Source organism: Klebsiella sp. BDA134-6, assembly GCF_015601345.1.
Lineage (GTDB): Bacteria > Pseudomonadota > Gammaproteobacteria > Enterobacterales > Enterobacteriaceae > Klebsiella > Klebsiella grimontii.
Genome location: NZ_CP064784.1, coordinates 1472308 through 1486965 on the forward strand (window position 1 = coordinate 1472308; position 14658 = coordinate 1486965).

13 protein-coding genes, 1 tRNA gene and 1 pseudogene are annotated in these 14658 nt (G+C 54.2%); 6 read left to right on the forward strand and 9 right to left on the reverse strand.

Annotated elements, in window-relative coordinates; translation table 11 throughout:
• Positions 1–39: 39 nt before the first annotated feature.
• The gene (gene lpxH / locus IYV58_RS06765) at positions 40–762 is read right to left on the reverse strand and encodes a UDP-2,3-diacylglucosamine diphosphatase (protein WP_004130069.1); all 723 of its coding nucleotides are present in this window, start codon (positions 760–762) and stop codon (positions 40–42) included.
• A 3-nt stretch (positions 763–765) separates the two neighbouring features.
• Entirely contained in the window at positions 766–1260 is a 495-nt protein-coding gene (ppiB, locus tag IYV58_RS06770) for a peptidylprolyl isomerase B (protein ID WP_004130079.1), read from the reverse strand.
• Positions 1261–1433: 173 nt separating this feature from the next.
• Here ppiB and cysS point away from each other — a divergent pair, with 173 nt between their 5' ends.
• Positions 1434–2819, forward strand: a complete 1386-nt coding sequence (gene cysS / locus IYV58_RS06775; RefSeq protein ID WP_004130082.1) for a cysteine--tRNA ligase — start codon at positions 1434–1436, stop codon at positions 2817–2819.
• 138 nt (positions 2820–2957) lie between these two features.
• Here cysS and ybcJ read toward each other — a convergent pair whose 3' ends face one another.
• Both ybcJ and folD read right to left on the reverse strand, forming a co-directional pair.
• On the reverse strand, positions 2958–3170 hold the full coding sequence (ybcJ, locus tag IYV58_RS06780) for a ribosome-associated protein YbcJ (protein WP_004130084.1): 213 nt from the start codon (positions 3168–3170) through the stop codon (positions 2958–2960).
• Position 3171: 1 nt separating this feature from the next.
• Positions 3172–4038, reverse strand: coding sequence for a bifunctional methylenetetrahydrofolate dehydrogenase/methenyltetrahydrofolate cyclohydrolase FolD (gene folD, locus IYV58_RS06785; RefSeq protein WP_004130086.1), 867 nt, complete (start codon positions 4036–4038; stop codon positions 3172–3174).
• A gap of 340 nt (positions 4039–4378) precedes the next feature.
• Between folD and IYV58_RS06790 the strand changes: the two genes are divergently transcribed.
• Positions 4379–4455, forward strand: a tRNA-Arg gene (locus IYV58_RS06790).
• A gap of 18 nt (positions 4456–4473) precedes the next feature.
• On the opposite strand, the pseudogene IYV58_RS28265 reads toward IYV58_RS06790, so the two are convergent.
• Positions 4474–4614: pseudogene (locus IYV58_RS28265) on the reverse strand (integrase); the annotation flags it as partial.
• A gap of 333 nt (positions 4615–4947) precedes the next feature.
• On the opposite strand from IYV58_RS28265, the gene IYV58_RS06795 reads away from it, so the two are divergent.
• Together IYV58_RS06795 and IYV58_RS06800 are read left to right on the forward strand one after the other, a co-directional pair.
• A complete protein-coding gene (locus IYV58_RS06795; protein ID WP_004130088.1) occupies positions 4948–5562 on the forward strand; it encodes an FMN-binding negative transcriptional regulator in 615 nt (204 codons plus the stop codon).
• A gap of 400 nt (positions 5563–5962) precedes the next feature.
• A complete protein-coding gene (locus IYV58_RS06800) occupies positions 5963–7168 on the forward strand; it encodes an MFS transporter (protein WP_004130090.1) in 1206 nt (401 codons plus the stop codon).
• A gap of 90 nt (positions 7169–7258) precedes the next feature.
• Here IYV58_RS06800 and IYV58_RS06805 read toward each other — a convergent pair whose 3' ends face one another.
• The 3 genes from IYV58_RS06805 to IYV58_RS06815 form a co-directional block, all read right to left on the reverse strand.
• On the reverse strand, positions 7259–9235 hold the full coding sequence (locus IYV58_RS06805) for a glycosyl hydrolase family 28 protein (RefSeq protein ID WP_195729495.1): 1977 nt from the start codon (positions 9233–9235) through the stop codon (positions 7259–7261).
• A 173-nt stretch (positions 9236–9408) separates the two neighbouring features.
• Positions 9409–10236, reverse strand: a complete 828-nt coding sequence (locus tag IYV58_RS06810; RefSeq protein ID WP_195729496.1) for an MBL fold metallo-hydrolase — start codon at positions 10234–10236, stop codon at positions 9409–9411.
• A gap of 9 nt (positions 10237–10245) precedes the next feature.
• Positions 10246–10788: a sugar ABC transporter gene (locus tag IYV58_RS06815; protein ID WP_142444854.1), complete on the reverse strand. Its 543-nt coding sequence runs from the start codon at positions 10786–10788 to the stop codon at positions 10246–10248.
• 137 nt (positions 10789–10925) lie between these two features.
• On the opposite strand from IYV58_RS06815, the gene IYV58_RS06820 reads away from it, so the two are divergent.
• The gene (locus IYV58_RS06820; RefSeq protein ID WP_142446237.1) at positions 10926–11801 is read left to right on the forward strand and encodes a LysR substrate-binding domain-containing protein; all 876 of its coding nucleotides are present in this window, start codon (positions 10926–10928) and stop codon (positions 11799–11801) included.
• Between the two features lie 37 nt (positions 11802–11838).
• Here the strand turns inward: IYV58_RS06820 and IYV58_RS06825 are convergent, their stop codons facing one another.
• The gene (locus tag IYV58_RS06825; RefSeq protein ID WP_004130103.1) at positions 11839–12705 is read right to left on the reverse strand and encodes a GNAT family N-acetyltransferase; all 867 of its coding nucleotides are present in this window, start codon (positions 12703–12705) and stop codon (positions 11839–11841) included.
• A gap of 353 nt (positions 12706–13058) precedes the next feature.
• Here IYV58_RS06825 and cadC point away from each other — a divergent pair, with 353 nt between their 5' ends.
• On the forward strand, positions 13059–14591 hold the full coding sequence (gene cadC / locus IYV58_RS06830) for a lysine decarboxylation/transport transcriptional activator CadC (protein ID WP_032742066.1): 1533 nt from the start codon (positions 13059–13061) through the stop codon (positions 14589–14591).
• Positions 14592–14658: the final 67 nt, after the last annotated feature.

Sequence of the window (14658 nt, forward strand, 5' to 3'; positions counted from 1 at the left end):
GCCAGTCCCAGGGCGGCATGAGATAGTGCCTGCCGGGGGCTAGAAAGGAAAATGAATCAGCTCAACATCTTCTGGGGTCACTTTGACCATAGAGCCTTCGTGATGCCAGGCGCCGAGCACCACCCGATACGCAGTTTTGCCGTTGGCTTCCAGGGAATGGACGGCAGGGCGGTGCGTATGCCCGTGAATCAGCCACTGGACGTGATGTTTCTCCATGACGTCAACTACCGCCTGCGGATTGACATCCATAATCGCCATCGACTTGCTGCTGTTGGCCGCTTTGCTGTCGGCGCGCATTCTGGCGGCGATACGGCGGCGGATAAACAGCGGCAGGGCCAGAAACAGGCGCTGGATCCACGGGTTGTGGACTTTCGCGCGAAATGCCAGATAGCCCGCGTCGTCGGTGCAGAGGGTATCGCCGTGCATAATCAGCACTTTGCGTCCATAGAGGTCGAGAAGCTTTTCTTCCGGCAGCAGGGTCATGGCGCTTTCGCGGGCAAAGCGCTGACCGACGAGAAAATCGCGGTTGCCGTGGAGGAAGTAGCAGGGGACGCCGGACTCAGCTAACGCTTTAAGCGCAGCGGCAATTTGCCGATGCAGCGGGTTCGGATCGTCATCGCCGATCCAGGCTTCAAACAAGTCGCCGAGGATATACAGGGCGTCAGCCTGGCGGGCTTCCCCGTGTAAAAAACGCAGAAAACCGGCGGTAATCGCCGGTTCTTCCGTTTGCAGATGCAAATCTGCAATAAAAAGCGTCGCCACGAATTATTCGCTGACGGTAACGCTTTTGATCACCACATCTTCTTTCGGCACATCCTGGTGCATGCCGCTGCGGCCGGTGGATACCGCTTTGATTTTGTCGACCACGTCCATACCTTCAACGACTTCTGCGAATACGCAGTAGCCCCAACCCTGCAGGCTTTCGCCGGAGAAGTTCAGGAAGTCGTTATCGGCGACGTTGATGAAGAACTGCGCGGTGGCGGAGTGAGGCGCCTGGGTACGGGCCATCGCCAGCGTACCGCGGGTGTTTTTCAGACCGTTGTTCGCTTCGTTCTGAATAGGGGATTTGGTGGTTTTCTGATTCATACCCGGCTCAAAACCGCCGCCCTGAATCATGAAGCCATTGATAACACGGTGGAAAATAGTGTTGTCGTAAAAACCTTCACGACAGTAGTCCAGGAAGTTTTTAACTGTTTCCGGCGCTTTGTCGTCAAACGTCTTGATTACGATATCGCCATGATTGGTGTGGAAAGTAACCATTTTTGCATCCTGTTCCGATGATTGTGGTGCCTGCACCCGGAGTCGGGTGAGATATAGGGGGCTGTTATAGCATAACCGCGGGGCTGGATCACCTTGCAATGTGTGCTGCTTCGGGGTTGAATTAAGGTTAGAATACGCGACTTACATCCACACACGTCTACACGGAATCTTCGATGTTAAAAATTTTTAATACACTGACGCGCCAAAAAGAAGAATTTAAACCTATCCATGCCGGGGAAGTTGGCATGTACGTGTGTGGTATTACCGTTTACGACCTCTGTCACATCGGCCATGGCCGTACCTTCGTCTCATTCGATGTGGTTGCGCGCTACCTGCGTTTCCTGGGCTATAAGCTAAAGTACGTGCGCAATATCACCGATATCGACGACAAAATCATTAAGCGTGCTAATGAAAATGGCGAAAGCTTTGTGGCGCTGGTGGATCGCATGATTGCCGAGATGCACAAAGATTTCGACGCGCTGAATATCCTGCGCCCGGATATGGAGCCGCGCGCTACCCACCATATTGCGGAAATCATTGAGATCACCGAGCAGCTGATCGCCAAAGGCCACGCGTATGTCGCCGATAACGGCGATGTGATGTTCGATGTACCGACCGATCCGAACTACGGTCAGCTGTCGCGTCAGGATCTCGACCAGCTGCAGGCCGGCGCGCGCGTTGATGTTGTCGACGTCAAGCATAACCCGATGGACTTTGTGCTGTGGAAGATGTCGAAAGAGGGCGAGCCGAGCTGGCCGTCGCCGTGGGGCGCGGGCCGTCCGGGCTGGCACATTGAGTGCTCCGCGATGAACTGCAAGCAGCTGGGCAACCATTTTGATATTCACGGCGGCGGGTCGGATCTGATGTTCCCGCACCATGAAAACGAAATCGCTCAGTCCACCTGCGCCCACGACGGCGAGTACGTGAATTACTGGATGCACTCCGGGATGGTAATGGTTGACCGTGAGAAAATGTCAAAATCGCTGGGCAACTTCTTCACCGTGCGCGACGTGCTCAAGTTCTACGACGCGGAGACCATTCGCTACTTCCTGATGTCCGGCCACTATCGCAGCCAGCTGAACTACAGCGAAGAGAACTTAAAGCAGGCCCGTTCCGCGCTGGAGCGTCTGTATACGGCGCTGCGCGGAACCGATAAAACCGCAGAGCCGTCCGGCGGCGAGGCGTTTGAAGCGCGCTTTATCGAAGCGATGGATGACGATTTCAACACCCCGGAAGCTTATTCGGTGCTGTTCGATATGGCCCGTGAGGTTAACCGTCTGAAGACCGAAGATACCGCCGCGGCCAACGCGATGGCGGCGCATATGCGTAAGCTCTCTTCGGTGCTGGGTCTGCTCGAACAGGAGCCAGATGCGTTCCTGCAGAGCGGCGCGCAGGCGGACGACGGGGAAGTGGCGGAAATCGAGTCTTTGATCCAGCAGCGTCTGGACGCGCGTAAAGCGAAAGACTGGGCGGCGGCGGATGCCGCGCGTGACCGTCTGAACGAGATGGGCATTGTGCTGGAAGATGGCCCGCAGGGTACCACCTGGCGCCGGAAGTAGTCTCATTCTCTCTTTTTGCCGGGGGTGTCCCCGGCATTTTTTTGCCCATACCCAGGCCAGTACACCCGACGCTGACCGTCGTGTTTAATGTCCTGGATGGGGATAAAGTAAAGGCGCCAGTTGCGGCGCCTTGACTTTTTACTCGGTAACGGTAACGCTCTGACCTTCAAAGCTGACCGTTTGGCCAGCGACGATTTTGCAGCGCTTACGGGTTTCGACCACGCCGTCGACTTTGACCAGACCGTCGGCAATGGCGATTTTCGCCTGCGCACCACTTTCGCTCCAGCCTTCCAGCTTCAGCAGGTCGCAAAGCTCAACGTGCGGGTGTTTGCCTAAAGAAAAATTCGTCATCTCAGGCCTCCTGAATATCGTGATACTCTTCGCACGCCTGCAGCGTGTTCTGAATAAGGGTGGCTACGGTCATCGGGCCGACGCCGCCGGGAACCGGAGTGATGTACGACGCGCGCGCGGCGGCATCTTCATAAACCACATCGCCAACCACTTTGCCGTTTTCCAGGCGGTTAATCCCGACATCGATCACGATCGCGCCTTCTTTAATCCATTCGCCCGGAATAAAGCCCGGTTTACCGACAGCCACGATCAGCAGGTCGGCATTTTCGACGTGATGACGCAGGTTTTTGGTAAAACGGTGAGTGACGGTGGTGGTGCAGCCAGCCAGCAGCAGCTCCATACTCATCGGGCGTCCGACGATATTGGAGGCGCCAATAACCACCGCGTTCAGGCCGTAGGTATCGATATTGTAACGCTCAAGCAGCGTGACAATCCCACGCGGGGTACACGGGCGCAGGCGCGGCGCGCGCTGGCACAGACGACCCACGTTATAGGGGTGAAAGCCGTCAACGTCTTTGTCCGGAGAAATGCGCTCGAGGACTTTGACATTATCAATGCCGGCGGGCAGCGGCAGCTGAACCAGGATGCCGTCAATAGCCTTATCGGCATTCAGCGTGTCGATAAGTTCCAGCAGCTCCGCTTCGCTGGTGGTTTCCGGGAGATCGTACGAGCGGGAGACGAAGCCTACCTCTTCACACGCTTTGCGCTTGCTGCCGACATAAATCTGCGATGCCGGGTTGCTGCCGACCAGTACGACGGCCAACCCTGGGGCACGAAATCCGGCCGCAACGCGCGCCTTCACTTTTTCCGCAACCTCAGAGCGTACCTGCTGCGCAATCGTTTTACCGTCAATAATTTTTGCTGCCATCAGAGAGAGGATTCCATCTGTATCTTTACGAAAGGGGGATGACGATATTTTGTCAGAAGCCAGCCTCGCTGTCAGTCTTCGTTTAAGATTTTATCTTGCTTTGACGCGGCGGCGGCTGAAAAACGGGCCTGACCGCGCCGCGAGCGGAGCCAAAAAGAGCCCGGGAGCCGAAGAAAAGTTAACGTGCAGAAACATAAGGTTGGATAAACTTTGTACTGCTTTCGCAGCATAAGCCGCCAACCTGTGCAGGGAAGCGCAGTTTCGCGGCAAAATACATTGACTCATCAGGCGTGGACCGTATAATTCCGGCGATTGCACATCACGAAGCTCGCTTCTCAATGCGCCCTTAGCTCAGCTGGATAGAGCAACGGCCTTCTAAGCCGTAGGTCACAGGTTCGAACCCTGTAGGGCGTACCATTTAAACTCAAAAAGTTATCAACTTCCTCCTCTCGCTGATGTTTTCTCATGTGACACATTTGGGACATCTTCTGCAAAGACCGAGTCAATTTGCCTTGCGCGTTCCGTTAAATGGTGAGGCGCCAGTTGGGCATAACGGTGTACCATTTCGATGCTTTCCCGGGACATCAAAAAAACACAATAGTTTGGCAAGAGATCAATATGTAGATAATACGAACACAGAATGTGTATATCTATGTAAGATCATTATATTCAATTGGTTAAAAAGGAGTTGGTGATTAATGCCATTAAAAATACATAATGACATTATACAATTCTAACCAGAGCGATAAAAACAACAAAAAATATTACTAACCAGTGCAATAAGGGGAAACGAAGTGGATGACGCTCTCTGGCGCTAACGCTTTGATACACTAAATCATTGCTTAATAAAAAGAGGCAGTTATCTTTTTTCAAAGAAACTACAGGCGGATCAACATGATGAGGTAAAAAATGTACACACCTGATGCAATGAAGCTATCAGATAAAAAACATATTTTTGATTTTATTGACGCTTATAGCTTTGGATTAGTCGTTTCGCCTTCCCTCAATGCCAGTCATCTTCCTTTTATCCTCGATCGTAGCTCTTCATCGCAGGGAATTCTTCTTTCCCATATGGCGCGTGCGAATCCACTCTGGAAAGAATTTGACGGGCAGAGGGTGCTCGCCATATTTCAAGGACCCCATAGTTATGTTTCCCCTACCTGGTATCAAACCGCTCCCGCGGTTCCCACGTGGAACTATACTTCCGTTCACTGCTATGGCAACGTAAGCCTTTTATCTGTCGATGAATTACGCATTGTGATGGAAGCGTTGGTCCATAAATTTGAACCGACGCTTCAGGCGCAGAAAGAAATTATGCCCAGGACGTTTATTGAAGGGAAATTGAAAGGTATTATTGGATTCAAAATTGAAATTGAGGAGCTTCAGGCCAAAGAAAAGCTTGGGCAGCATCGTTCTCAGGCCGATCAGCGAGGAACGCTGCAGGGGTTAATCAACAGCCAATCTTCAGAGTCGGTTGCGCTGGCTGACTATATGCTTAAGGTGAAGAAAGGCATTGGCGCTTGAAATTTAGCTCTCCGATCTAATATTTATGTCGGAGGGGAGCGCCTATAATGTATGTCATATATTAAATAGTACTATCCTGGCATGTCTGAAGACGTGCTGTACGCCTGAAGCAAAGGAAATGATATTGCGTCATCAATGAGCCCTAAAATAACATAAGCAACACCGTCAGTTTTAACAGTAGCAAAATAATCAAATAAAATAATCCTCAGAGATTGATAAAGATCGCTTTTAAATTTATAAACAATGGTGTTGAAGGAACGGTGCCCCTTTATCGGGGCGTTTTAACCAATTCCTTAACGGAGAGAAAATCGATAGCCCTGAGTGATGCCCTTTGCGGGGAAGATTTTGTTTTTACAGGCGACCGGATCAAGTGGGTTAAGGATGTATTAGGGTGAAAAGTATGTCTCTTCGTTCATTGCAGGCGCTATGCCTGACCAGCTTTTTTATTGCCGACGTTCGCGATGGGCTCGGGCCTTTTCTGGGGATTTTCCTGACGCAACATCACTGGCGACCGGATGACATCGGTCTGTTGATGACCGCGGGCGGCGTTGCCGGATTGCTGGCGACGCTTCCCGCAGGGTTCATCACCGATGCTTCGCGGAACAAGCGTCTTATGCTCGCGATACTGTGCATCATGATTACCGGGACGACGCTGCTGCTCTGGTTCAGCCAGGGCAGCAGCGTCGTCGCCATCTCGCAAATCGTCAGCGGCATATGTGCGGCATTTATTGGCCCGCTTATTACCGGGATCACTCTGGGGCTGACGGGGCAAGATGGCTTTAGTACCCAGATGGGTAAAAATGAGGCTTTCAACCATGCGGGTAATTTTACGACCGCATTGATTGCCGGCGGGATCGCCTGGCGCTGGGGTATTGGCGGTATTTTCATCCTGATGGCCTCGACCATGTTGCTCACGCTCTTTGCCCTGACGGCAATTCGTCGTGATGATATCGACAACGCTCGGGCGCGCGGGCTTGAAACGACGGACTCCCCCCAGATACCTGACTTCTCGGTGCTGACCAAAAACAGGGCGCTTTTAATTACTGGGTTGACGCTGCTGCTTTTTCATTTAGCGAATGCCGCGTTGCTGCCCATGCTCAGTATGCGGATCGCTGCGGCGCCAGGCGCGATCAATCCCGGCCTGTATGCCGCGGCGACGGTGATTATTTCCCAGTTGGTGATGATCCCGGTGGCCATCTGGACCGTAGGTCGAATCGATAAATATGGGTACTGGCGACTGATTATGCTGGCTCTGCTGATCATGCCAATCAGGGCTGCGCTGGCGGCAAGCACGGCGGCACCGTGGATGATGGTGCCGGTGCAAATACTGGACGGCTGCGCCGCAGGGGTACTGGGCGTAGTGGTGCCGAGCTTTATTGTGGCACTGCTGCGCGGCAGCGGGCACGTCAATGCTGGCCAAAGCGTGGTAATGCTAATGCAGGGGGCCGGCGCGGCGATGAGTCCGGCATTGACGGGAATGATTGCCGGTTATTACTCCTTCGCGACGGCGTTCAGCGTGCTGAGCGTTATCGCTCTGGCGGCGCTGCTTATCTGGTGGCGCAGCGCGCCGACGCTCTCTGCGCCGGCTTTTATGGCGACGAAATAATCAACTAAAGTAAGGCTTAAAGAGGGCTTTAATCTTAATCGATATCAGCCGATTTTAAGCCTGTGATAAACCTCGCCGCCGGGAACGCCATTACTTCGTTGCACCCTCAAGAATAACCTTGTCATTCTCTTCACGGGTAATGCTCTGCTGATGAAGGCTGTCGGCGAGCATCACATCATTGACGGCGAAAAATTCCCAGGCCTGCGGCGTGTTGGCGAAGGTTACCTCATCGAACTGGCTGTCGTGCAGGAAGGAAATACTGGTCGCTTTGGTGTTACGGAAGCTGACGTTGGAGAAACGTAGATTCTGATGATAGGCGTCGCGAGGGTAGGTAATACCAAACGACTCCGCCATTTCGGCTACCGTCATGCCATCAATCAGAATACTGTGCTTAGCCGAGGTACCATCGACGGTCACGTCCTGCACCTGAACGTCGCGGAACTGCGCGGGTTCGTCGGCAGGGGTTGTATCGTTCACGTCGGCGCTGTATTTGATAGTAAAAACAAACGGCTCTTTGGCGATATCTTTCATCGCGTTATGACGGAACAGCACATCCCGCACGCCGCCGCCGTAGTAGGGGCGGCTCTTCATACGCAGACCAACGTCGGTCATATACATGACGTTATCCTCGGCGCGAACGTTTTCGATCCACGCGCCGGTATGGCTACCCGTCACCACGGCGCCGTGGCCTTTACGGAAATAGTTATTAAAAATCCACGCCCCGCTTTGCGGCTGCTGATGAAAAGTTTCCGCGCCTTTACCAAACCCGGCGGCAAAATTAACGCAATCATCTCCAGTATCGAAGAAGTTATTGAAGACCAGCGCGTTTTTACTATTGCCGAACTCGACGCCGTCGGCGTTATTGCCGTCAAAGGTCTGATGCACAAGCCCATTCAGGGTAATATTTTCTGATTCCAGCGCCATTACCCCGTGAAAAGCGGGGTTACGGATCGTCAGTCCGGCAAGGTAGAGATTTTGCACGCCGCGCAGGGTCATCAGGCTGGAGCGGCGGTTTTTATAGGCGCTATTGCTTTCAATCCCTTCCGCAATAGCCGCTTCGGTCTGGTGCTTTGCCAGAATACCGTCCGCGCCGACTTTTTTGGCATTGCTGGCCCGGTACTGCGGCAGCGCGTTGCCCAATTCGTCGCTAATTGTCGCATCGCCGCCGTTTTTGACGCCGCGGGTCCAGCCGTTGCCGTCAATCGTGCCTTTACCAACGATGCGAATATTACGAAACGTTCCGGCCGGAGACTCGCCCTTGTCGTCCGCTTCCAGCACGTTAATTAATGACGGCGGGCGGCGGGGCTGCGGATGATCGCTGTAGGGATAGAGGGAGTAGCCTTTTTCCAGCGGATACTGGGCCGGATCGTCCGAACCCAGCAGGGTGGCGCCAGCGGCAATCTCCAGGGTCATATCGCTATGCAGGAAGAGCGCGCCGGTTTTGAATTCGCCGCCGGAAATCAGAACCTTGCAGCCCTGAGGATAGTGCGTGACGGTACAGCTATCGATGGCCTGCTGCAGCGCCTGGGTATTCAGCGTTGTGCCGTCACCCTTCGCGCCGAATGTGCTGGCTTCGATGATGTGCGGCGTTTTGCTGGTGCGCGCCTTAATCACTGCGCTATCCGGGGACTCTTTGCCATCGGCGTAGACTGCGCGGACCGTAAAGGCATACTCCGTATCCGGCTGCAGGTTGGTGGCCGTAAAGCTGCGCAGATCGATTTTCTGCTGCCAGCCGTCGCTGGCGATCCGCTGATAGAAGTTATCAATATAGGGCTTTGCTGGTGAGAAATGGTTTTGATTTTCACGCGCCAGGCCCAGCCGCTCGCCTTGACGATAGACGGCGTAGTCCACCACCTGCTCGGTCTCGGACTCCGGTTTTTCCCAGACCAGCACCAGGCTATTTTCATCGGCTGACAGTATCGGAACCATGACATTTTGTGGCGCGGAGGCGGGCGCCTCGTGCTGGTTATCGACGGTTCCGCCGCTGTCATTACAACCGCCTGCGAGCCCGGCTAGTGCGATTGCCAACCCCAGCATGCCGCGTGCAGGTCTGAAGCTATTGCGCATAGATTTTCCTTAATGTCATATTTTATGGAAAAATAAAATTTAAATTCATTTAAAATAAAACGACATTTTATATTTATATGGAAAAATAAACGCGAGTCAGTTCAATCTTTCAGCAGGCGAAAAAAAATCTTAATCGGGTAAGCAAAGGCGGACTTCACCGCCCGGCTTTCCTTTTACTGCGCAGAATCATCGATACGATAACCGCGCGAAGTCGGTACGATATGGGCAAACCCCGACCCGCCAAGATGCATACCGGCAATCAGCAGATTTTCGCTGGCGGCCTGGGCGAGAATCGCTTCCCGCGTCGCTCTGGCCTGTACGGGATCGCAATCAAAAGCGATAGCGGCGGCGGGTTGTGCGGCCTGAATATGCGGAAAGTGGACGATATCGCCCCAAATCAGCAGGCTTTGTCCGGCGGCGTCAATGCGAAACCCGCTATGGCCCGGCGTATGTCCGGGTAACCAGACCGGATGGATACCCGTGACGACTTCACGATCCTCCAGAAACCCGAGGCGCCGGGACCACGCGTCCAGGGTGCGGCGGGCGAGAGCGAAGTTTCGCTGACCCCGCGCATTGGTCCGGTTTAGCATGGCATCGTCCTGCCAGTATTCGGCTTCCAGAGGGTGCAGATAAAGACGGGCATTGGGATAGCGCGGCGCGCCGTTGGCATCCAGCAGGCCGCCAATATGATCCGGATGAGCATGGGTCAGCAGGACGGTATCAACGTCGTCTGGCGCACTCCCCACCGCACGCAGACTGGTTTCCAGCACGCCGCCTCCCGTCCCCGCGTCGACCAGAATCGTTCTTCCCCGGCCGCGGATAAGATAGCCATTAATGTCGATATTGCCGGGTTCGATGACGCCCGCATCGCGCTGGATTTGTGCGGCATCATCGCTATCGATGCCGGACAGCAGCGCCAGGTCGGCGGCCATGCTGCCGTCGCTAAGGGCAGTCACCTGAAAATCGCCAATCTGGCGGGAGATAAAAGATGGATTGCGCATAAAAACCTCTTAGCATGCTGCAGGCTGTTCTTCAGCCGGGCTTTGTAGCTGACCGGCCATGGGTTCATAAAGCCAGGCTTTGTCCCGCCCCGCAAGCAGCATGGCTTCCCGGCGCGGCAGAACGTACGCCACGCGCTGCGGCGGGTTGTTATCCAGCCCGGCGGCCGGAAGTTTTGTCGGCTGATATCCCAGTTCCGACTCAACGAAGTCCAGCGGCTCCGGGCTCAGCAGTAGAACATCACCCTCAGCGACGGCAGGGAACACCCCGCTGTACCGATACAGGTTTCGCCGCCAGTCGCGAATATGCGCCTGCCAGCGTGCAAAGTTGCCGCCGCCTTTATGGCGATACTCTTCACTGGCGAGGGTGTCAGCATCCTGGATAGTATGAATGGCAAGATAGGCCGGGCAGCCGGAGGAGAGCGCCCGGAAGCGCTGCGAAGCGCGGAACCCGCTGACGGAAACCAGCGCCGGCAGCTTGTGCTGGCTGTAAAACCTGTTCCAGCCGGCTTCGCTTACCGGGTCGGCGTAGCTACACTCAACGATATATAACATGGGCTGACCTCTGCATGATGGCGTGTGATATTGACATTTGATCATGCTACGTTGGGTAATAAGCCCTATAAAACGATATTATTTCATCACTCAATGACATTTTGTCATTAATGAAAAATCCAGCAGAGGTGGCCATCGTGCGAAAAAAACTCCCCAGCAGCGCCTCTTTGCAGGCCTTTGAGGCCGCCGCCAGGCACGGTAACTTTGCCCGCGCGGCGGAAGAGCTGTCGCTTACCGAAGGGGCGATCAGTCGGCAAATCGCCCGTCTGGAATCGCTGTTGAACTGCAGGCTGTTTGAGCGGACGGGGAGCCGGGTACGGCTGAATCCTAACGGCGCGCGCTATGCGTACCATGTGCGCGAAACGCTGGAGCGCCTTGAACGGGACACTCAGTATCTGATGGGGGCCGCGGACGGCAGCAGAAGCCTGGAAATCGCCGCGCCGCCGACCTTCGCCAGCCGTTGGCTCATTCCCCGGCTGGGGGATTTTCAGCGCCAACATCCGGATATCACGCTGAATATCGCGGTCAGAACCGACCCGTTTATCCTCAGCGGCAGCGGTTTTGACGCGGCGGTTCATTTCGAGCATCCCGCATGGGCCGGAATGCGTATGCAGTTTCTGTTTGAAGAGAGGCTGGTACCGGTATGCCACGCCGGGCTACTCACGGGGGAAGATCTCATCAGCCAACTGAACGCTCTGCCGCGAATTCATCGACGGCAGAATCCCGACGCCTGGCAGCGCTATGCTGAAGAGTGCGGGATCGCGCTGGATAATCCGGCTCAGGGGGTGCGCTACGATCTGCATGAGATGGCGATAGCCGCCGCGCTGGCCGGGCAGGGCGTTGCGCTGGTGCCCCACGTATACGTCGAAAACGCGATCGAAAACGGGCTACTGGCTGCGCCCTGGCCGCAGGCTCGCAGTCTGAGCAAGCGCTTTTGCCTGGTGAAGCCGCTGGAAAACGGCGTCAACGAATCGGCGCTACGGGCGTTCGAGCAGTGGCTGTTGACGCAATAAGGCCCGGGCGCGGGCCGTGGACGCGTTAAGCGCAGCCTCAGGCGTGGGATAAAAGCGGGAACATCAGCTTATTCTCTTTGAAGATATTTTCTTTTTGTCCGTAGATAAACAGAATATCTTCGCCTTCGATTTTCTCATACTCGCCGCTCCGATTCTCTTTGGGGGTAAAGCCGAGGATAGCCTGGTACGTATTGTCATCGGCGAGCTGGTTGATAATGGCCGACAGGGAGCGGCCGCTGTCGCAGAAAATATCGAAACAGATCAGCGCCGGACCGTTTTGCATAGCAATCGCGATCGCCTGGTTTTTCTCGGAATAATAGACGAAGTGCTTCATAAAGGCGGAGCAGTAGAACATCAATAAACCGAAGTTATCCTGTACCCGCAGCTGTGAAAACGGATTCGATTTTTGATAATAGCGCTGCAATAGCGCAACGTCTTCCGGCCGATCCATATCGAGCTTGCGGAAGTCGCCCGCTGTCGGTACTACCGGCATAATATACTGATGTTCATCGGTGCGCTCGAAGCCGAATTTCGGGTAAAAATCAACGGTTGTCGGGTTAGCAAACAGGAAGAAGGCGTCTGCTTTATCCTGCCAGTCCGCCAGAATCTCATTCACAAGCTGCCCGGCGAGGCCCCGATTGCGATGATCGATGTCGGTCATTACGGTGCCGATTTGGATATAGCGGCGGGGTTCGTCCTGCCAGATCAGGTCGATAATATTGGCAGAGGCGTTAGCAATCACTTTATTGTTGCTCACCAGGGCGTAGGGAATATAGGCGTCGGTCCAGTAGCCTTTGCGGTACCACTCTTTAAAGGAGAGATCGAAGGTTTTAATCGCCAGATCAATGAAGCTCTTTCTTAACGCGTCATCGTGCACAATTTGTTTAACTAATTTCCAGGTCATCGTCGACATTCCTTACGCTGCGGGTGAGGCACTGTTTTCGGCCATCTGTTCGGCGGTCCGATCTCTGTCGGGCGACCTAAAAATAGCATATCCCCGCGGATGGGCGACGATTGTCGCGCCTAAGCCTTACTCAGGTCACACAATCCAGGAAAATCGCGCGAAAAAAGGTAAGCTTTCGCACCCTTAAGAAACATTGCCGTGAGGCAAAAAAACGCCTTTAGCAAATGAAAGTTTGCCAGTCATCGAAAACGAAGATGAATATATTGCGTTCATGGTCATGACCCCTATCATTAATAGGTAGGGTAAATGTGATATCATCGCGCCTTTCCCGTTTCGTCCTGGGGCTCTTTTTTATGCAACAACCTGTTGTTCGCGTTGGAGAATGGCTGGTTACTCCCTCTGTTAACCAAATTAGCCGCAAGGGGCGTCAGCTAACTCTCGAACCGCGCTTAATCGATCTTTTGGTTTTCTTTGCCCGTCATCCTGGGGAAGTACTCAGCCGGGATGAGCTCATCGATAATGTCTGGACCCGCAACGTTGTCACCAGTCACGTCGTCACGCAAAGCGTCTCCGAGCTACGTAAGTCGCTGAAAGATGGCGACGACGGCAGCCTTGAATATATCGCTACCGTACCCAAGCGCGGCTATAAGCTGACGGTGCCGGCGATCTGGTGTACGGAAGAGGGGGAGGAGCTGACGCCGGTTATCCCCGCAGAAACGCCAACGGCCGGTTTTGCCGCGCCGTTGCCCTCCCCGCAGCCCGATACGCCCGCGCCGGTCGGAGCAGCGGTGGTGAAGCCGGAAAAACGCAAGCGGCTGAGTACGTTTATCGTCTGGGGGCTGTTTCTGCTGGCCCTCGCGAGCTGCGTGGCACTGGTGGCGTTATCGACCCTCGAGTCGCGCCCGCCGGTCACGAAAACGCGGCTGCTGCTCAACCCGCGCGATGTTGATATTCACCTGCTCAGCGGCAGTACCTGCAACAACTGGTCATCGCAGCACTCCTATGCCATCGGTCTGGGAAGCCTGATTACCACCTCGCTGAACACCTTCTCCACCTTTATGGTGCACGATAAAACCAACTACAACATCAATGAGCCGAGCAGCTCCGGTAAAACCCTGACCATTGAGTTCGTCAACCAGCGGCACTATCGCGCGCAGCAGTGCTTTATGTCGGTGAAGGTGGTGGATAACGCCGACGGTTCGACCATGATGGATAAGCGCTACTTTGTCACCAGCGACAACCAGCTGTCGATTCAGAACGACCTGCTGAGCAGCCTGTCAGAGGCGCTGAAGCAGCCGTGGCCGGCGCGGATGCAGGAGATGTTAAAGCAGTATCAGCCGTCGCAAAGTATCGTGCTTACCCATTTCTATCAGGCGCATCAGCTATTAATGAACGGAGACGTTGATTCACTCGGAAAAGCCAGTAGCCTGCTTGCCGACGTGAATAAACAATCGCCGGACTTTACCTATGCCTGGGCGGAAAAGGCGCTGGTGGACGTATTACGCCATTCTCAGCAGCCGCTGGATGATAAACAGCTTGCCGATCTTTACAGCGAAATAACCCGGGTGGGTAATATGCCGGGGATTAAAGACATGGCAATATTTTATCAGATTAAAACGGTAGATATGCTGGGCAAAGGGAAAGTCGATGAAGCCTACAGCGCGATTAATACCGGTATTGACCTGGAAATGTCGTGGATGAACTATGTGCTGCTGGGTAAAGTCTACGAAATGAAAGGGCAGAGCCGGGAAGCTGCCGATGCCTATCTGACAGCATTTAATTTACGTCCGGGAGAGAATACATTTTACTGGATTGAAAACGCGGTATTCCAGACCTCCGTAACCCGCGTGGTTCCGTATCTCGATAACTTTCTCGCTTCAGAATAAGTAAACCCTCATCATGGCCATGGTTTTGGCCGTGGTGAGGTTAAACTTATGTTTCTCATGAGCGTCT

Excerpts from the sequence above, each read along its gene's own strand:
- IYV58_RS06800 (WP_004130090.1), top strand. The coding sequence starts at position 5,963 with ATGTCTCTTCGTTCATTGCAGGCGCTATGCCTGACCAGCTTTTTTATT.
- ybcJ (WP_004130084.1), bottom strand. The coding sequence starts at position 3,170 with ATGACGAATTTTTCTTTAGGCAAACACCCGCACGTTGAGCTTTGCGAC.
- IYV58_RS06810 (WP_195729496.1), bottom strand. The coding sequence starts at position 10,236 with ATGCGCAATCCATCTTTTATCTCCCGCCAGATTGGCGATTTTCAGGTG.
- IYV58_RS06795 (WP_004130088.1), top strand. The coding sequence starts at position 4,948 with ATGTACACACCTGATGCAATGAAGCTATCAGATAAAAAACATATTTTT.
- cysS (WP_004130082.1), top strand. The coding sequence starts at position 1,434 with ATGTTAAAAATTTTTAATACACTGACGCGCCAAAAAGAAGAATTTAAA.
- ppiB (WP_004130079.1), bottom strand. The coding sequence starts at position 1,260 with ATGGTTACTTTCCACACCAATCATGGCGATATCGTAATCAAGACGTTT.
- IYV58_RS06815 (WP_142444854.1), bottom strand. The coding sequence starts at position 10,788 with ATGTTATATATCGTTGAGTGTAGCTACGCCGACCCGGTAAGCGAAGCC.
- folD (WP_004130086.1), bottom strand. The coding sequence starts at position 4,038 with ATGGCAGCAAAAATTATTGACGGTAAAACGATTGCGCAGCAGGTACGC.
- IYV58_RS06805 (WP_195729495.1), bottom strand. The coding sequence starts at position 9,235 with ATGCGCAATAGCTTCAGACCTGCACGCGGCATGCTGGGGTTGGCAATC.
- cadC (WP_032742066.1), top strand. The coding sequence starts at position 13,059 with ATGCAACAACCTGTTGTTCGCGTTGGAGAATGGCTGGTTACTCCCTCT.
- IYV58_RS06825 (WP_004130103.1), bottom strand. The coding sequence starts at position 12,705 with ATGACCTGGAAATTAGTTAAACAAATTGTGCACGATGACGCGTTAAGA.